Annotated in this window: 15 protein-coding genes; 9 read left to right on the top strand and 6 right to left on the bottom strand. The window is 71.2% G+C overall.

Annotated features, from left to right (window positions below; translation table 11 throughout):
• Nucleotides 1–26 precede the first annotated feature (26 nt).
• From ACZ7M7_RS36965 to ACZ7M7_RS36950, 4 genes are read left to right on the top strand one after another with little or no spacing between them, the layout of a single operon-like run.
• Nucleotides 27–1,160, top strand: coding sequence for an acyl-CoA dehydrogenase family protein (locus ACZ7M7_RS36965; RefSeq protein ID WP_383606753.1), 1,134 nt, complete (start codon nucleotides 27–29; stop codon nucleotides 1,158–1,160).
• A gap of 37 nt (nucleotides 1,161–1,197) precedes the next feature.
• The gene (locus ACZ7M7_RS36960) at nucleotides 1,198–2,775 is read left to right on the top strand and encodes a 4-coumarate--CoA ligase family protein (RefSeq protein ID WP_472124734.1); all 1,578 of its coding nucleotides are present in this window, start codon (nucleotides 1,198–1,200) and stop codon (nucleotides 2,773–2,775) included.
• Complete coding sequence (locus ACZ7M7_RS36955; protein ID WP_472124731.1) at nucleotides 2,772–3,506, top strand: enoyl-CoA hydratase family protein; 735 nt, start codon at nucleotides 2,772–2,774, stop codon at nucleotides 3,504–3,506. The genes ACZ7M7_RS36960 and ACZ7M7_RS36955 overlap by 4 nt, the downstream gene beginning before the upstream one ends.
• A complete protein-coding gene (locus tag ACZ7M7_RS36950; RefSeq protein ID WP_383626909.1) occupies nucleotides 3,494–4,117 on the top strand; it encodes a TetR/AcrR family transcriptional regulator in 624 nt (207 codons plus the stop codon). The genes ACZ7M7_RS36955 and ACZ7M7_RS36950 overlap by 13 nt, the downstream gene beginning before the upstream one ends.
• Nucleotides 4,118–4,132: 15 nt before the next feature.
• Here the strand turns inward: ACZ7M7_RS36950 and ACZ7M7_RS36945 are convergent, their stop codons facing one another.
• The gene (locus ACZ7M7_RS36945; protein ID WP_472124728.1) at nucleotides 4,133–5,593 is read right to left on the bottom strand and encodes a serine/threonine-protein kinase; all 1,461 of its coding nucleotides are present in this window, start codon (nucleotides 5,591–5,593) and stop codon (nucleotides 4,133–4,135) included.
• Nucleotides 5,594–5,868: 275 nt separating this feature from the next.
• Entirely contained in the window at nucleotides 5,869–6,969 is a 1,101-nt protein-coding gene (locus ACZ7M7_RS36940; protein ID WP_383606738.1) for a citrate synthase 2, read from the bottom strand.
• 289 nt (nucleotides 6,970–7,258) lie between these two features.
• Here ACZ7M7_RS36940 and pdxH point away from each other — a divergent pair, with 289 nt between their 5' ends.
• The 3 genes from pdxH (at nucleotide 7,259) to ACZ7M7_RS36925 (ending at nucleotide 10,234) form a co-directional block, all read left to right on the top strand.
• Nucleotides 7,259–7,927, top strand: coding sequence for a pyridoxamine 5'-phosphate oxidase (pdxH, locus tag ACZ7M7_RS36935; RefSeq protein WP_383626903.1), 669 nt, complete (start codon nucleotides 7,259–7,261; stop codon nucleotides 7,925–7,927).
• A gap of 327 nt (nucleotides 7,928–8,254) precedes the next feature.
• The gene (locus ACZ7M7_RS36930; protein ID WP_383606732.1) at nucleotides 8,255–8,665 is read left to right on the top strand and encodes a RidA family protein; all 411 of its coding nucleotides are present in this window, start codon (nucleotides 8,255–8,257) and stop codon (nucleotides 8,663–8,665) included.
• Nucleotides 8,666–8,803: 138 nt separating this feature from the next.
• Complete coding sequence (locus tag ACZ7M7_RS36925) at nucleotides 8,804–10,234, top strand: PAS domain-containing protein (RefSeq protein WP_383606729.1); 1,431 nt, start codon at nucleotides 8,804–8,806, stop codon at nucleotides 10,232–10,234.
• Between the two features lie 28 nt (nucleotides 10,235–10,262).
• Here ACZ7M7_RS36925 and ACZ7M7_RS36920 read toward each other — a convergent pair whose 3' ends face one another.
• On the bottom strand, nucleotides 10,263–11,018 hold the full coding sequence (locus tag ACZ7M7_RS36920; RefSeq protein ID WP_383626900.1) for an SIS domain-containing protein: 756 nt from the start codon (nucleotides 11,016–11,018) through the stop codon (nucleotides 10,263–10,265).
• Nucleotides 11,019–11,261: 243 nt separating this feature from the next.
• Here ACZ7M7_RS36920 and ACZ7M7_RS36915 point away from each other — a divergent pair, with 243 nt between their 5' ends.
• Nucleotides 11,262–11,954 carry a metal-dependent transcriptional regulator gene (locus ACZ7M7_RS36915; protein ID WP_383606723.1) on the top strand — a complete coding sequence of 231 codons (693 nt, stop codon included), beginning with the start codon at nucleotides 11,262–11,264 and terminating at the stop codon, nucleotides 11,952–11,954.
• Between the two features lie 623 nt (nucleotides 11,955–12,577).
• Nucleotides 12,578–13,447 carry an alpha/beta fold hydrolase gene (locus ACZ7M7_RS36910; protein WP_472125083.1) on the top strand — a complete coding sequence of 290 codons (870 nt, stop codon included), beginning with the start codon at nucleotides 12,578–12,580 and terminating at the stop codon, nucleotides 13,445–13,447.
• 93 nt (nucleotides 13,448–13,540) lie between these two features.
• On the opposite strand, the gene ACZ7M7_RS36905 is transcribed toward ACZ7M7_RS36910, so the two are convergent.
• The 3 genes from ACZ7M7_RS36905 to ACZ7M7_RS36895 form a co-directional block, all read right to left on the bottom strand.
• Nucleotides 13,541–15,133, bottom strand: coding sequence for a transporter (locus ACZ7M7_RS36905; protein WP_472124723.1), 1,593 nt, complete (start codon nucleotides 15,131–15,133; stop codon nucleotides 13,541–13,543).
• Nucleotides 15,130–15,897, bottom strand: coding sequence for an ABC transporter ATP-binding protein (locus tag ACZ7M7_RS36900; RefSeq protein WP_427845441.1), 768 nt, complete (start codon nucleotides 15,895–15,897; stop codon nucleotides 15,130–15,132). The genes ACZ7M7_RS36905 and ACZ7M7_RS36900 overlap by 4 nt, the downstream gene beginning before the upstream one ends.
• A 97-nt stretch (nucleotides 15,898–15,994) precedes the next feature.
• Entirely contained in the window at nucleotides 15,995–16,657 is a 663-nt protein-coding gene (locus tag ACZ7M7_RS36895; RefSeq protein WP_383626898.1) for a bifunctional DNA primase/polymerase, read from the bottom strand.
• Nucleotides 16,658–17,038 lie beyond the last annotated feature (381 nt).

Genomic DNA, 17,038 nt, shown 5'->3' with positions numbered 1-17,038 from the left:
GACAACCCGCACCCGGGAGGAGTCCCATGCCCACCACTCTCGAAACCGAGGAACACAAGGCCCTACGAGCCGCCGTAGCCGCCCTCGGCAAACGCCACGGCCGCACCTACGACCGAGAAGCACTCTGGTCCGAAGCAGCCAAGCTCGGCTACCTCGGCGTCAACCTCCCCGAGGAGTACGGAGGCGGAGGCGGCGGCATCGCCGAACTCTCCATCGTCCTCGAAGAACTCGGCGCCGCAGGCTGCCCCTTGCTGATGATGGTCGTGTCGCCCGCCATCTGCGGCACGGTCATCGCCCGCTTCGGCACGGAAGCCCAAAAACAGGAGTGGCTCCCCGGCCTCGCCGACGGCACCCGCACCATGGCCTTCGGCATCACCGAGCCGGACGCCGGCTCCAACAGCCACCGCATCACGACCACGGCTCACCGCGACGGAGCCGACTGGCTCCTCACCGGCCGCAAGGTCTTCATCTCCGGCGTCGACATCGCGGACGCGACCCTCATCGTCGGCCGCACCGAGGACGCCCGCACCGGCAACCTCAAGCCCTGCCTGTTCATCGTCCCGCGCGACGCCGAAGGCTTCACACGCCGGCAGATCGACATGGAACTCAACGCCGCGGAGAAGCAGTTCGAGCTGACCCTCGACGACGTACGGCTCCCCGCCGACGCCCTGGTCGGCGACGAGGACGCGGGCCTGCTCCAGCTCTTCGCCGGCCTCAACCCCGAACGCATCATGACGGCCGCCTTCGCGATCGGCATGGGCCGGTACGCCCTCGCGCGTGCCGTCGAGTACGCGCGCGACCGCACCGTCTGGAAGGCCCCCATCGGCGCCCACCAGGCCATCGCGCACCCCCTCGCCCAGGCACACATCGACCTCGAACTGGCCCGCCTGATGATGCAGAAGGCGGCCTGCCTGTACGACGCGGGCGACGACGTCGGCGCGGGCGAGGCCGCCAACATGGCCAAGTACGCGGCAGGGGAGGCCTGCGTGAAGGCCGTCGACCAGGCCGTGCACACCCTCGGCGGAAACGGGCTCACCCGCGAATTCGGCCTCGCCTCGTTGATAACCGCGGCGCGCGTGTCTCGTATTGCTCCGGTGAGCCGGGAGATGATTCTCAACTACGTCTCCCACCAGACCCTGGGCCTGCCCAAGTCGTACTGACGGGCACCCTGTCGGCACCGTGTCGCGAGGAGGAACCGTGTTCCGCAGCGAGTACGCAGACGTCCCGGCCGTAGCACTCCCCATCCACGATTTCGTACTGGGCCGGGCGGCCGAGTTCGGTGACGCACCCGCGCTCATCGACGGCACGGACGGCACCACCCTCACGTACGAGCAACTCGACCGCTTCCACCGGCGGGTGGCCGCCGGCCTGGCCGAGGCGGGCCTCCGCAAGGGCGATGTCCTCGCCCTGCACAGCCCCAACACGGTCGCCTTCCCGACCGCCTTCTACGCCGCCACGCGCGCGGGTGCCTCCGTCACGACCGTGCACCCGCTCGCCACGCCCGAGGAGTTCGCCAAGCAGCTGAAGGACTCGGCGGCCCGCTGGATCGTCACCGTCTCACCGCTGCTGGAGACGGCACGCCGGGCCGCCGAACTCGCGGGCGGCGTGCAGGAGATCTTCGTGTGCGACAGCGCGCCCGGACACCGGTCGCTCATCGACATGCTGGCGTCCGCCGCACCCGAACCGCAGGTCGACGTCGACCCGGCGGCGGACGTCGCGGCCCTGCCGTACTCCTCCGGCACCACCGGCATCCCCAAGGGCGTGATGCTCACGCACCGCCAGATCGCCACCAACCTCGCCCAGCTCGAACCCGCCATATCCGCCGCCCCCGGCGACCGCGTCCTCGCCGTGCTGCCCTTCTTCCACATCTACGGCCTGACCGCCCTGATGAACGCGCCACTGAGGCTGGGCGCGACGGTCGTCGTGCTGCCCCGCTTCGACCTGGAGACCTTCCTCGCAGCCATCCAGAACCACCGCATCACCGGCCTGTACGTGGCCCCGCCGATAGTCCTGGCCCTCGCCAAGCACCCCCTGGTCGCGAATTACGACCTGTCGTCGCTGAAGTACATCGTCAGCGCCGCCGCGCCCCTGGACGCGAAGCTCGCGGCCGCCTGCTCGCAGCGCCTCGGCCTGCCGCCGGTCGGCCAGGCGTACGGCATGACGGAACTGTCCCCCGGCACCCACGTCGTCCCGCTGGCCGCCATGCACGACGCGCCCGCCGGAACCGTCGGCAAACTCATCGCCGGCACCGAGATGCGCATCGTCTCCCTCGACGACCCCGACAAGGACCTCGGCGCCGGCGAGTCCGGTGAGATCCTCATCCGCGGCCCCCAGGTCATGAAGGGCTACCTCGGCCGCCCCGACGCCACCGCCGCGATGATCGACACCGACGGCTGGCTGCACACCGGCGACGTGGGCCATGCGGACGACGACGGCTGGCTGTTCGTCGTGGACCGCGTCAAGGAACTCATCAAGTACAAGGGCTTCCAGGTGGCCCCCGCCGAACTGGAGGCCCTCCTGCTCACCCACCCCGGCATCGCCGACGCGGCGGTCATCGGCGTCTACAACGAGGACGGCAACGAGGTCCCGCGCGCGTACGTCGTCCGCCAGCCGACCGCCACGGACCTCTCCGAAGGGGAGGTCATGATGTACGTCGCCGAACAGGTCGCCCCTTACAAGCGCGTCCGCCAGGTCACCTTCATAGACGGCGTCCCGAGGGCCGCCTCCGGCAAGATCCTGCGCCGCGAACTGCGGGCACTCAGGGAGGACATGTGACGCTGATCGTCCGTACACGCGCACGGGGCGTCGAGACCCTCACCCTCGACTCCCCGCACAACCGCAACGCGCTCTCGGCGGCCCTCGTCGGCGAGCTGACCGACGCGCTGACGGACTGCGCCAAGGACGCCGACGTACGCGCGATCGTCCTCACCCACACCGGCAACACGTTCAGCGCGGGAGCGGACCTGCGCGACCCGCCGTCGCCGGACGCGCTGGTGGCGCTGCTGAGGCAGATCGTCGAACTGCCCAAACCGGTCGTCGCCCGCGTCACCGGCCACGTCCGCGCGGGCGGCCTGGGCCTGCTCGCGGCCTGCGACATCTCGGCCGCCTCCGCGCAGGCCACCTTCGCCTTCACGGAGGTCCACATCGGTGTCGCCCCCGCGGTGATCTCGCTGCCCCTCCTGCCCCGCACGGACCCCCGCGCCCTGGCCCGCTACTACCTCACCGGCGAACGCTTCACGGCGCCGGAGGCGGCCCGCATCGGCCTCCTGACCACGGCGGGCGACGACGTCGACGAGACACTGACCCCCCTCCTGGACGGGCTGCGCCGGGCCTCCCCCCAGGCCCTGGCCGAGACGAAAGCACTGCTCACGGCTAAGGTGCTGGAAGCCTTCGACCGGGACGCGGCGGACCTCACCGCGCTCTCGGCCCGGCTGTTCTCCTCCGCCCAGGCCCGTGAGGGGATGACGGCCTTCCTCGAAAGACGGGATCCCGCATGGGTGGTGTGACCACAGTCGGCGACCGCGCGGACCGCGCCGACCGCGTTCCGAAGCAGGACCGCAGCCGCGCCACCCGGCAACGCCTCCTGGAAGCCGCCGTGGCCTGCCTCGCCGAACACGGCTGGGCGGGCTCCACGGTCTCCGTCGTCGCCGAACGCGCGGGCGTCTCCCGGGGCGCCGCCCAGCACCACTTCCCGACCCGCGAGGACCTCTTCACGGCGGCGGTCGAGTACGTCGCCGAGGAACGCTCGACGGCCCTGCGCGCCCTGTTCCCGCAGGGCGCGGCGGGCGACCGGCGCGCGGTCGTCTCCGCCCTCGTGGACCTCTACACGGGCCCCCTGTTCCGCGCGGCCCTGCACCTGTGGGTGGCCGCCTCCAACGAGGATCAGCTAAGGCCGCGGGTCACGGAGCTGGAGGCCCGAGTCGGCCGCGAGACCCACCGGATAGCCGTTGACCTGCTGGGCGCGGACGAAGCCCGCCCCGGCGTACGGGAGACGGTCCAGGGCCTGCTCGACATGGCCCGCGGCCTGGGCCTCGCCAACCTCCTCACCGACGACGCGGCCCGCCGCGACCGTGTGGTGACGCAGTGGGCGGTGCTGCTGGAGGAGGCGCTCGGCTGAGGCGCCCGCCGTCCGTCAGTCGTCGCCGCTCCCGTCGTCGTCGCCACCGTCGTCGTCCTGCGGCTCATCGCGCTGCTGCTGTTCCAGCTCCTGCTGCTCGCGCTCGGCCTGCTCCAGCCTTTCCTGCTCCTGCCCGGCCCGCTCCCGCTGCTCCCGCTTCTCTTGCTCCCGCCTCGCCACGTCCGGCTCTTCCTGCTCTTCGGCAAGGGGCCTGCCCGACTCCGCCGCCGGGACCGGGGAGGCGGTCGGGGACGGGATCGAGACCGGCGGGGATGTGGATGCGGAGGCGGGCGGGCTCGGCGGGGCCTCGGAGTTCGTGCCCTCCGTCGCGGTGTTGTCAGGCGAGAACCACAGCATGCCGAGGAGCATCGCGGCCGCGAAGAGCACCGCCGCGGCCGCCGCGGCCGCCACCCGCGGCCGGCGCACGAGGAGCGCGAGGGACCCGGGCCGCGCAGGGCTCGGTGCCCGGGAGGCGGACCGGGAACGGGATTGCGACCGGGACCGGGACCGGGATCCCGATCGTCCGGTGGAGGCCGGCCCTTGGGCGGAGGGCAGCATGTACGTGGTCGGACTGCTGGTGTCGCCCACCTGCGACGCGGCGGCCGCCGCCGACGCGACCGCAGGCCGGGACGGTGACGTGGCGTCGGGCAGCGGCTCGGGGCGGCCCAACCAGGCACCGTCGGCGAACCAGTCGGCGGCCTGCTGGGCGGCGGGCCGGTGCTCGGGGTCCTTGGCGAGCAGGCCGAGGAGGTAGCTCTCGAAGGCGGGCGGAAGCCCCGGGACGCCCAGTTCACGGGGCGGTACGGGCACGGCGTCCAGATGCTGGTGAAGGATCGCGACGGCCGTGTCGGCGTGGAACGGCGGGCGTCCGGTGAGGAGTTGGTAGAGCACACACCCCAGCGCGTAGACGTCTGAGGCCGGGCCCGCCGGCTTCCCCAGCGCCCGCTCGGGGGCGAGATAGAGGCTTGTGCCCACGATCTGCCCGGTGGCGGTCAGCGCCGCGCCGGGGTCGTCGAGGAAGCGGGCGATCCCGAAGTCGCCGATCTTGAGGGTGCCGTCGGCGGCCAGGAGCAGATTGCCGGGCTTGATGTCCCGGTGGACGATGCCCTGCCGGTGCGCGGCGGCCAGCCCCGCGGCGGCCTGGGCGGCGATGCGGGCGACGCGTTCGGCGGGCAGGGCGCCGAACTGCGACGCCACGCGCGCGAGGCTGTCGCCCTCGACGAGCTCCATCACCAGGAAGAGCCGGTTCTCGTGCTCGCCGAAGTCCCGGACGCCGACCACGTTCGGATGGGCGATCCGTGCCGCCGTCTGCGCCTCGAGACGGAACCGGGAGGTGGCGGTGGGATCGGAGTCCTGGGGCAGCAGGAGCTTGACGGCCACGGGCCGGCCGAGCGTCTCGTCGTGGGCCCGCCAGACCTCCCCCATCCCACCGCGCCCGATCGACTCGCTCAGCCGGTAACGGCCCGCTATCAGCACCTGTTCTCATCCTCATGCCGGGGGACGTCTCGATCGCCGCAGGCATGAACTCACCACGTGGGAACGGGTGATGGTGGAAGGCGCCGCAGCCGCCCCAGCATACTGGCGGAGTGGATCAGTCACGGTCCGTATGCCGAATGCCGGCATCACCGGCGGCCGAGCGGCATCACGCGGAGCTGATCCGCTCCGCGTGACGCCCGTTCGGGATCAGTGAATCAGTGCATGGATCGGTGCCTGGATCGGTACCTGGATCGGTGCCTGGATCAATGGGCGGCTCAGTGCGCGATGTCGGCGTAGCCCTCGACCGCGCGCGGGTCGCGCGGGCCCGGGCCGATGTAGCGCGCGGACGGGCGCACGAGGCGGCCGGTGCGCTTCTGCTCCAGGATGTGCGCCGACCAGCCCGCCGTACGGGCGCAGGTGAACATGGACGTGAACATGTGCGCCGGGACCTCCGCGAAATCCAGCATGATCGCGGCCCAGAACTCCACGTTGGTGGCCAGGACCCGGTCCGGGCGCCGATTGTGCAGCTCCTCCAGGGCGGCCTTCTCCAGTGCCTCGGCGACCTCGAAGCGGGGCGCGCCCAGCTCCCGGGCGGTGCGGCGCAGCACCCGCGCGCGGGGGTCCTCGGCGCGGTAGACGCGGTGGCCGAAGCCCATCAGGCGGTCGCCCTTGTCGAGGGTCTGCTTCACATACGCCTCGGCGTCGCCGGTGCGCTCGATCTCCTCGATCATGTGCAGGACCCGGGACGGGGCACCGCCGTGCAGCGGTCCGGACATGGCTCCCACGGCACCGGAGAGCGCCGCGGCCACATCGGCGCCGGTCGACGCGATCACGCGGGCCGTGAAGGTGGACGCGTTCATGCCGTGCTCGGCGGCGGACGTCCAGTACGCGTCGACCGCGGCCACGTGCTTGGGGTCGGGCTCGCCGCGCCAGCGGATCATGAAGCGCTCGACGACGGACTGCGCCTTGTCGATCTCGCGCTGCGGCACCATGGGCAGGCCCTGACCGCGCGCGGACTGGGCGACGTAGGAGAGGGCCATGACGGCGGCTCGGGCCAAGTCGTCCCGGGCCTGCTCCTCACCGATGTCCAGGAGGGGCTTCAGCCCCCACACCGGGGCCAGCATGGCGAGCGCGGACTGGACGTCGACGCGGATGTCGCCGGAGTGCACGGGAATCGGGAACGGCTCGGCGGGCGGCAGACCGGGCCGGAAGGCACCGTCGACGAGCAGCCCCCAGACGTTGCCGAACGAGACATGGCCGACCAGGTCCTCGATGTCGACGCCCCGGTACCGCAGAGCGCCGCCCTCCTTATCCGGTTCGGCGATCTCCGTCTCGAACGCGACTACTCCCTCGAGTCCGGGTACGAAGTCGGACATCAGGCGGCTCCTCGTGATGTGTGCGACGGATGGGGTTGTGGGTGGAACGACCACGTGTCACTCAGCAGAGATGGACATACGCCCCGTCGGATCCACGGTCACGGGGACTCGCGGTCCGGGGTGTACCCCTGTGATGCCCCGTGCGGCCGGCGGTCACCCAACCGCGACGACAACAGCACGATAGTCCCTGAGTGTCATCTTCGGGAGGGCCTTGCGGCACTCAGTGCCATGCGCGCCGAAGGGAGGCACCGCGCCGTACGGCGTCCGTCACATACGGCAGGATGACCGCGTGACCGACCGAGACGCCGTCCCCCTCGACCCCGCCGCGATGCGCAAGCAGTACCGGGCCGAGGGCCTCGCCGAGACCGACCTGGCCGCCACGCCGGTCGAACAGTTCGCGCGCTGGTTCAAGCAGGCCGCGTCCGAGGCCCACCTCTTCGAGCCGAACGCGATGATCGTCTCCACCGCGGACGCCGAGGGGCGGCCCAGCTCCCGCACCGTGCTGCTGAAGCACTTCGACGAGCAGGGCTTCGTCTTCTACACCAACTACGACTCCCGCAAGGCCCGCGACCTCGCCGAGAACCCGTACCTCTCCCTGCTCTTCCCCTGGCATCCGATGGCCCGCCAGGTCATCGTCACGGGCGTGGCGCGGCGCACCGGGCGCGACGAGACGGCCGCGTACTTCCGCAGCCGCCCGCACGGCTCCCGGCTCGGCGCCTGGGCCAGCGCCCAGTCCTCCGTCATCGCCACCCGCGCCGACCTCGACGCCTCGTACGCCGAACTGTCCGCCCGCTATCCCGAGGGCGATCAGGTGCCGGTGCCGCCGAACTGGGGTGGCTTCCGGGTGGCACCGCAGGCGGTGGAGTTCTGGCAGGGGCGCGAGAACCGGCTGCACGACCGGCTGCGGTACGTGGCGGAGCAGGACGGGAGCTGGCGGGTCGAGCGCCTGAGTCCGTGAGGTCGGCACGCCTGCCCTGAACGCAGACGACCCGCGAGCTCGGGTTCCTCCGCCGTGGCGGAGGAGCCGGCCGGACGTACCGGCGAGCTCGCGGGTCGGGTGACTGCTGGGATTGGGCCGGCTGCACGCATCTGTCACGTGCTGGTCCGGCACCGCACTGGGTGGGGTGACGGGCCGCTAGCCCGCAGCCACCTCACGCGTCCGGTATTCATACATCTGCCGAACCACCTCCCTTCTCGTGTGCTCCACACCCTAGGAAGCACGTCGGCCCCGATCAACCTCTTTTTTCCCTGTACCTGTTTGCGCTGGTCACCTAGCGTTCCGTGCATGACAAAGCAGCAGCCGGGGCGGCAGGCGATCCTCAGTGGATCGACCTTCGAGGAGCAGATCGGGTACGCCCGTGCCGTGGTCGACGGGGACTGGGTGCACGTGTCGGGGACGACCGGGTTCGACTACGCGACGATGACGATCGCCGAGGACGTGGTGGAGCAGGCCGAGCAGTGTCTGCGGAACGTGGGCGCCGCGCTGGAGGAGGCCGGCTGTTCGTTCGGCGACGTGGTGCGGGTGCGGTACCTGCTGCCCGAGCGGGCCGACTTCGAGCCGTGCTGGCCTGTGCTGCGGCGCTGCTTCGGGGACGTGCGGCCGGCGGCGACGATGATGGTGTGCGGGCTCGCGGATCCTCGTATGAAGATCGAGATTGAGGTGGACGCGAGGAGGGGATGCGTGCCTCATGTCTGATCTTCCGATTTCCGCCACACAACGATTCCTTCAATCTTGTGGGAACTCGGTGTGTGCTGCGTCACGTTCCAGTTAGATGATTGCGAGTGAGCGAACCGACGCGTCGTACGTGCGGACGCAGCTTGGCAGGGGGTCCAGGTGAGTGCTTCCCGGCGTAGTGGGACCACCGACGAGCTGGGACCGGACGAACCCGAGCGGGACGGTCCGGAGGGTTCGTCGGCAGGTTCCGAGGGTTCGGCAGGCGGTTCCGATCTGCTGGCCGCGCTGCTGGACGGGATGGACGCGGCCCTGTGCGCCTTCGACGCGGACGGGGTCGTCACCCATTGGAACCGTGAGGCGGAGCGGATCCTCGGGTGGAGTGCGGCCGAGGCCGTGGGACGGCACGGGTTCGCCGGGTGGGCGGTGCGCGAGGCCGACGCCGAGGAGGTGGAGGGGCGGCTGATGTCCGCCATGCACGCTCCGGGGCGGCAGGTGCACGAGTTCGCCCTGCTGACCAAGGACGGCGGGCGGGTTCTCGTACGGACGCAGTCGGCGGCCGTCCGCGGGCCCGACGGTAAGCCCGCCGGGGTGTACTGCGCCTTCAGTGAGGTGCACACGCAGATCGATCTCGAGCGGTCGATCGCGCTGAGCGAGGCGTTGTTCGAGGACGCGTCGTGGGGCGTCGTACTCGTCGACGCCGATCTGCGGCCCGCGGTGGTGAACGCTCATGCGGCTCGGGCACTGGGTATCGGCCGTACGTCCGTGCTCGGGCGGCCCCTCGGGGAACTGCTCGCCCAGGGCGTCGAGGAGCTGGAGAGCGCGCTCACGCATGTGCTGGCGGAGGGTGCTCCGCCCGCGCCGGCCGAGATCTGGGTGAGCGTGCGGACGCCGGAGGGCGAGCGGCGGCGGTGCTGGCGGTGCGGCTTCGTAAGGCTGGCCTCCCCGCTCGCCGAGGAGCCGGTGCCGCTGGGGGTGGGCTGGCTCTTCCAGGACATGACCGAGGCCAAGCAGGCGGAGCAGGAGGCCGCGCTGCTGAGGTTCCGGACCAACCAGCTGCATCGGGCCGCGCGGGCCGCCGCGGAGTGCGAGAACCCCGCCGACGCGGCAGCCGTGCACCTGGACTTCGCACTGGCCGGGTTCGCCGATCACGCGCTGATCGACCGGGTCGCGGGCGGGGCGGTGCCGGATGCGGAGACCGCGGAGCCGGTACGGCTCGTCCGGGTCGCCGTGACGCCCTCGGGCGCGCCGGGGCCGAGTCTGCTCGGCGGCGAGGCCGGCCTGCCGGTGCGCTACGCCGAGGGGCATCCGGCGTTGCAGTGCGTGGCGCGGGCCGGGTCGGTGCGGGCCGATGCGGGCCGGATGCCGACCGAGCGGGCGCGTGAGTGGGCTGTGGGGCGGCAGTGGCCCGCGGACTCGGTGCACGCGCTGTGTGCGGTGCTGCGGAGTCGGGGGCGGACGGTGGGGGTCGTGACGTTTCTGCGGGGCGCCGGGCGCAGTGCCTTCGAGCGGAGCGACGCGGTGTATGCCGAGGATGTGGCGGTGCGGATCGCTTCCGCTCTGGATCTGGCGGGGGTTGTGGGGCGGGACTAGGTCGTATCGGGCCGCCGGCCGCGGGCCGCTACTGCCGGTAGAAGATCCGGTCGCCGTACTTTTCGAACACCTTGCCGTTCCAGTCGTGACCGCCGTCGACGTTGCCCGAGCGCAGGAGCGGGGGCTCGATGCCGCGGTCTGCCAGGGAGGCGGCCGCCGTGGCCATGACGGCCTGGAGGAGGGCCGCGGTGACGACCGTGGAGGCGGGGGCGAAGGGGGCCGGGATGGTGTCGAGCGTGAGCTCCGCGTCGCCGATCGCGATCTTCGAGTCGAGGACGATGTCGCAGTGGTCCTTGAGGTAGGTGCCGGAGACATGGCGGGAACTCGTCTCCGAGGCATACGCCACCGAGGTCACGCCGATGACCCTGGCGCCCAGGGCGCGGGCTTTCATGGCCATCTCCACGGGTAGGGCGTTGCGGCCGGAGAGGGAGATGATGACGAGCGCGTCGCCGTCCCGGAGGGGGGAGCTGTCCAGGACCGCGCTCGCCAGGCCGTCGACGCGTTCGAGGGCTGAGCCGAGGGTGGCGGGCATGACGTCCACGCCTACGACGCCGGGGACCGCGAGCAGGTTCATCAGGGCGAGGCCGCCCGCGCGGTAGACGATGTCCTGGGCGGCGAGGGAGGAGTGACCGGCGCCGAAGGCGAAGAGGCGGCCGCCGTCGGCGACGGTGTCGGCGAGCAGGGTGCCGGCCGCCTCGATGTTCTCGGCCTCCTCGTCGCGGGCCCGCTGGAGCAGGGCGATGGCGGCGTCGAAGAACTGGTCGGCCGGCGTGCTGTCGCTCATGCGGGGCCCCTTCGGGGGTGGGGGTGTGTTGCGGATCACCGTGCGGTCTGGACCAGTGTGGTGTCAATACGGTGTGCCGCCGGTGGCCGGGCCGGGTGCATACCCTCGTGTAACCCGCTGGTTTCAACGGCGCGGCACGGTTGTCAGTGGTATCCGGCAGAATTGACTACAGGGCCAGCGCACGCGCCGTGGAGCTGTCTCGCTTCCGGCTGAGCTAATCGCAGAGCTAATCGAGGGGCACGTATGTCCGGACTGATCGACACCACGGAGATGTATCTCCGCACCATCCTCGAGCTGGAGGAGGAAGGTGTGGTCCCCATGCGCGCCCGTATCGCCGAGCGGCTGGACCAGAGCGGGCCGACCGTCAGCCAGACGGTGGCGCGGATGGAGCGTGACGGGCTGGTGTCCGTGGCGACCGACCGGCATCTGGAGCTGACGGACGAGGGACGGCGGCTGGCCACCCGCGTCATGCGCAAGCACCGCCTCGCCGAGTGTCTGCTCGTCGACGTGATCGGGCTGGAGTGGGAGCAGGTGCACGCCGAGGCGTGTCGCTGGGAGCACGTGATGAGCGAGGCCGTGGAGCGGCGCGTGCTGGAGCTGCTGCGGCACCCGACCGAGTCGCCGTACGGCAATCCGATCCCCGGCCTGGAGGAGCTCGGCGAGAAGGACGGTGCCGATCCCTTCCTCGACGAGGGCATGGTCTCGCTGGCCGACCTCGACCCGGGCGCCGAGGGCAAGACGGTCGTCGTCCGGCGGATCGGTGAGCCGATCCAGACGGACGCGCAGCTGATGTACACGCTGCGTCGGGCCGGCGTGCAGCCCGGCTCGGTGGTGAGCGTGACCGAGTCGGCGGGCGGCGTGCTGGTGGGCAGCGGCGGCGAGGCGGCCGAGCTGGAGGCGGACGTCGCCTCCCATGTGTTCGTCGCCAAGCGCTGACGACAGGTCGTCCCCGCTTCTCGTGGGTGTGTAACTCCCGGTGAACAAGCGGGAGTTGTGGCGATTCTGGATCTCGCCCATTCCAAGATCCAGTAGGTCGAATCGCAGCGCTCCGGCGATTCGCGTGCGAGGCTGTCGCGTGAGGCATATGACCTGAGATCTCTGGGCCGGCATCGTCAGCGATGCGGCCGGGGAGGGGGCGCGACGATGTGCCGTGAGTGTGGAGAGGGCCCCGGCGCCACACGGCGCCGGGGCCTGTCCTCCCCTGTGCTGACCCGGAGCCCCGAGCTCCCAGGGTCATTCCCCTCGGACCGTTTTCCCCGAGCGGTCCGCCTCCCGCTGAAGATCTCCCCTCGACGCCGGCGATCAATCCTGGAGGGGGGTCACTCGAATGAGGGGTGTTGGCCGCGAGCGCCGTATTTTCGAATAGGGGTTCGATAGTCTGCGGTGACAGGTCAGGCGGAACGTGCGCTTCAGAAGTGTGCGCATAAGATCACGTCAGACACACAGGACATGCACATCGCGGCAGATTCGGCAGGCACGACAGGCAGGCAAGCAGGACACGGTTCACAGGACCGGTCGGCTCGAGCGGTCCGAGCGGAGCTAGGGGGGTGCCAGGACCAATGGTGCGGCGCATCGACGTGACCGGCGCGGGCGGCGTACGTCTCGCGGCCTGGGAGTTCGGCGACCCTCCCAAGACCGACCCCGCCAGGGAACATGAGCGCACGCCCGGTGTGCTGTTACTGCACGGCCTGATGGGCCGCGCCTCGCACTGGACGTCCACCGCCCGCTGGCTCTCCGAGCGGCACTGTGCCGTGGCGCTGGACCAGCGCGGCCACGGCCGTAGCGAAAAGCCCTCGCAGGCCTCCTTCACGCGCGAGGCGTACGTCGACGACGCCGAGGCGGCCCTCGAGCAGCTGGACCTCGCCCCCGTCGTCCTCATCGGCCACGCCATGGGCGCGCTCACCGCCTGGCAGCTCGCCGCCAGGCGGCCCGACCTGGTGCGGGGCGTGATCATCTGCGACATGCGGGCGTCCGCGCTCGGCTCGGCCTCGCAGCGGGAGTGGGCGGACTGGTTCAAGGCCTGGCCCGTTCCCTTCGCCACGCTGGCCGATGTGCGCAAGTGGTTCGGTGAGGACGACCCCTGGGTCGAGCGGCCGAATCCCGCGCGGGGCGAGTTCTACGCCGAGGTGATGCACGAGTGCGAGGACGGGTGGCGGCCCGTTTTCGATCCGGACCAGATGCTCAGGTCCCGGGAGACGTGGGTGTTCGACGCGCACTGGGAGGAGCTTGCCCAGGTCCGGTGTCCGGCGCTGGTGGTGCGTGGACTCGACGGCGAGCTGGGGCGGGCCGAGGCGCAGGAGATGGTGCGGGTGCTGCCTCGGGGGGAGTATGCGGAGGTGGCCGACGCGGGTCACCTCGTGCACTACGACCAGCCCGAGGGATGGCGGGGGGCCATCGAGCCCTTTTTGGACGCGGTGCGCACGGGGTGACGCCGGGCGCCTGTGAGCTCGGTGCGTGCTGAGCGGCGGCTACGGGTAGTTCGTGGCTTGTCGCGCAGCCCCCGCGCCCCCGAGCAGGGCCCGCTATCCCTTGCTCACTGCCGTCAGGATCTCCGGGAGGCGGGCCGCCGTGCGCGGTGCCGCCAGGCGTAGTCCCAGCAGCGTGATCGCCGCCCCGTAGACCGCCCCGCCGGGCAGCAGCAGCCAGGTCCAGTCGTCCCCGCCGTCGCTCACGTTGAGCCAGATCGTCACCGCGATCACGGGGGCGCACAGGAGGGCCGCCGCCATCATGCCCCCGAAGATCGAGATCCACGCGAGGCCCGTCTGGCCGGGAGCGACGTTCTTGTAGCCCTCCTGGGGGATGGAGTACGGAAAGCGGGCCGAGGTCCAGGCGCCGGTCGCCAGCATGGCGCCGAGGAGGGCGAAGGACAGGCCGAGGACCTCGGGCAGCTTGGGCCAGTCGCCGAGGAGCGCTGTCGTCAGGACGGTGACGAGGACGGCGTACGGGAGAGTGATCAGCAGCAGCGCGAGGGCTCGGCCGCGCAGCTCGACGTAGGCGTCCCGGGTGGACGAGATCGTCATCGCGACCATCCAGAACGCGGACGTGTCCTGCCCGAACTGGTTGTACATCTGGATGCCGAGCATTCCGGCCGCGAAGCAGGCGAAGTAGATCGAGCCGGTGCCCTGCAGGGCGTTGAACAGCGGCACGATCAGGCCGATGGCGAGCGAGGTCACCCAGGCCGCCTTCGTCTTCGGGTCCCGCCAGACGTAGCGCAGACTGCGTTCCATGATGGTGCCGGTGCGGCCCGGCGGGAGGAGGCGGGCGAGGCCCGTCGAGTTCCGTTCGCGTACGGCGGACTCCGTGACCGCCTGGAGCGTGGAGCCGTCGGGGGACGTCATCAGCTTGGTCAGGTGGCGTGACCATACGGCGATCAGGGCCACCAACGCGCCGGCACTCAGGGCAAGTTGGAGGAGACCGGTCCCGTACGCACCCTCGCTCACCGACTCCACCGCCCCGATCGCGGACGCCGGCGGCACCCACCGCAGTACATCCGCCGCCGGATCGAGCTGGGCGAGCCCCGACGAACCCAGGCGCTGCGCCCCGAAGTTCACGACCTGCGCCCCGATCGCGATGACCAGCCCGCTCAGCACCGCCAGATCGCGTCCCTTCCGGCTGGTCAGCAGCCGGATGTTGGCCGCGGCGACGGCCCGCGCGAGCGCCACGCACACCAACAGGGCCAGCACGACGGCGATCACTGCGACGACGTACGCCCAGCCGCCCCGCGCGAGCGCGATCACCGAACCGGTGAACAGGCACACGGTGAACAGGGGGCCGATGCCGACGAGGGAGGCCGCGAGCAGTGCCCGCACCAGGGGCTGGGGGCGCAGCGGCAGCATCACCAGCCGGGTCGGGTCGAGGGTCTCGTCGCCGCCGGGGAAGAACAGCGGCATCACGGCCCAGCCGAGTGCCAGGACTGCCACCAGGAGCACGACCACCGAGTCGGCGTGCGCGGTGCCGCGCAGCATGATCAGGCCGAGCAGCTGCAGCGCCGCGAAGAGGAGGACCACGACGGCCGAGGCGATGTAGGCGGCCCGTCGGCCACCGGACTGACGCAGGCCGTTCCGCAGCAGCGACAGCTTCAGCCGTACGACGACGCCGGTCACGTCGGCGCTCATCGGGCCCCGCCCAGCCAGTCGAGGTCGGACCCGGTGTCGCGGGCGTTCGCGCCGACGAGTTCGAGGAACGCCTGCTGCAGCGAGGCCGCGTCGCCGCGGACCTCGGCGAGGGGGCCGTGGGCCCGGATGCGCCCGGCGGCCATGACGGCGACCCAGTCGCACAGTGACTCGACGAGCTCCATGACGTGGGAGGAGAAGACCACGGTCGCGCCGGAGGCGGTGTAGCGCTCCAGGACGCCCCGGATGGTCTGGGCGGAGACCGGGTCGACGCCCTCGAACGGCTCGTCCAGGAACAGCACTTCGGGATTGTGGAGCAGCGAAGCCGCGAGGCCGATCTTCTTGCGCATACCGGTCGAGTAGTCGACGACCAGCTTGTGCTGGGCCCCCGCCAGATCGAGTACGTCCAGCAGCTGGGTGGCCCGCTTGTCGACCTCGGCGCCGGGGAGCCCGCGCAACCGGCCCGTGTACGCGAGCAACTCCCGCCCGGAGAGCCGCTCGAAGAGCCGAAGCCCTTCGGGCAGCACCCCGATGCGCGCCTTCACTTCGACGGGGTCCCGCCACACGTCGTGCCCGACGACCTCGACGGACCCCTGATCGGGCCGGAGCAGTCCGGTCACCATGGAGAGGGTGGTGGTCTTCCCGGCCCCGTTGGGCCCGACCAGCCCGATGAACTTCCCAGCGGGCAAATCCAGGTCGATACCTGCGACAGCGACCTGCTGCCCAAACCGCTTCCAGAGCCCACGTACCCGAACAGCCGACGTCATGGACGCCAACCCTAAGGGGCGCGGGGAACTGCGCGAGCAATCACGATGAGCCCGCAGTCGCCGAACAACCGAACCTGGCAGATGAGAAGGCGCCCGGCTACCGGTCCCGTCCGCAGGCATACGCAAGCGGCGAGATCAACTCCTCCGCATCCGGCAGCCACCGGTTCGCCGGCGTGGGCCGACAGGCCCACTGCACAGCCCCCCGAGACCCGAACCGCGTGGGCGGCCCGGCGACATACGCCCCCTCGCCCAGCGCGATCAGGTCCAGCGACCCGACCGACCATCCCAGCTTGCGCACCAGCTCGGGCACCTTCACCGACGCCCCCGGCAGCACGAAGAAGTGCATCCGACGGTCCGGCGTCAGCGTCACCGGCCCCAGCGTCAGCTCCATTCGCTCCATCCGGGCAAGCGCGAGAAACCCGGCCGTCTCCGGGACGGAGATCGCGTCGAAGGTGCGCCCCGTCGGCAGCAGGATCGACGCGTTCGGCTGCTTCTGCCACATCCGGCGGGCGACCGTCGCGCTCCCGGTCGCCTGCGTCGCCCAGTCCGGGCGGGCGGGGTGCGCGCCGGGCGCGGGGCACGCGGTGTCGTCGCAGGAACAGAGCTGCACGCCGTCCACGGCCTCCAGCCAGGTCCCGGGGAACACGTCCCAGTGACGCTCCTCGGCGTAGCGAACGGCGGTCTCCAGCAGCGTTTCGCCGCGCTGCTTCGGAATCTGTGCGGCTTCGGTGGCCGGGATCGTCTCTTCCACGCCCAACACAACTCCCGCACCCACCTCGGGTTACGGGCGTCCAGACCCTGCCGCCAATCTCCCGCCTGCCCTGAGGCGTCTGGCACGCGCATCTGCCGCGTTGTCGTCGGTCGCCGACGCTCCGCGTCGACTCCCTCCTTCGCCTTGCAGCTGCACGCACCAGACGCCTCAGGGCCCGCCCTTCGGGCGGACGACGGGAGATTGACGGCAGGGTCTGCGCGCGGGGGAGGAGCATTGATTCCTCATCTGGGGCGCATGGGTGCACGTGTGGGGGCGCGCGGGAGGATCCGTGGCCGGAGCTGGGTAGCCCACTGTGGGGTCGGCTTGCGCCTTTACCCCGGCAATCCTCACAAGCCTCGCATTTTCGGTATGCCGACGGGGCATTGATCT

The sequence above is a fragment of the Streptomyces sp. NPDC111606 genome, from assembly GCF_055656945.1.
The sequence above is the reverse complement of the archived record's forward strand: the minus strand, read 5'-3'. Positions and strand labels throughout refer to the sequence as shown.

Excerpts from the sequence above, each read along its gene's own strand:
- ACZ7M7_RS36940 (WP_383606738.1), bottom strand. The coding sequence starts at position 6,969 with ATGTCCGACTTCGTACCCGGACTCGAGGGAGTAGTCGCGTTCGAGACG.
- ACZ7M7_RS36965 (WP_383606753.1), top strand. The coding sequence starts at position 27 with ATGCCCACCACTCTCGAAACCGAGGAACACAAGGCCCTACGAGCCGCC.
- ACZ7M7_RS36900 (WP_427845441.1), bottom strand. The coding sequence starts at position 15,897 with ATGACGTCGGCTGTTCGGGTACGTGGGCTCTGGAAGCGGTTTGGGCAG.
- ACZ7M7_RS36915 (WP_383606723.1), top strand. The coding sequence starts at position 11,262 with ATGTCCGGACTGATCGACACCACGGAGATGTATCTCCGCACCATCCTC.
- ACZ7M7_RS36920 (WP_383626900.1), bottom strand. The coding sequence starts at position 11,018 with ATGAGCGACAGCACGCCGGCCGACCAGTTCTTCGACGCCGCCATCGCC.
- ACZ7M7_RS36910 (WP_472125083.1), top strand. The coding sequence starts at position 12,578 with ATGGTGCGGCGCATCGACGTGACCGGCGCGGGCGGCGTACGTCTCGCG.
- ACZ7M7_RS36905 (WP_472124723.1), bottom strand. The coding sequence starts at position 15,133 with ATGAGCGCCGACGTGACCGGCGTCGTCGTACGGCTGAAGCTGTCGCTG.
- ACZ7M7_RS36930 (WP_383606732.1), top strand. The coding sequence starts at position 8,255 with ATGACAAAGCAGCAGCCGGGGCGGCAGGCGATCCTCAGTGGATCGACC.
- ACZ7M7_RS36950 (WP_383626909.1), top strand. The coding sequence starts at position 3,494 with ATGGGTGGTGTGACCACAGTCGGCGACCGCGCGGACCGCGCCGACCGC.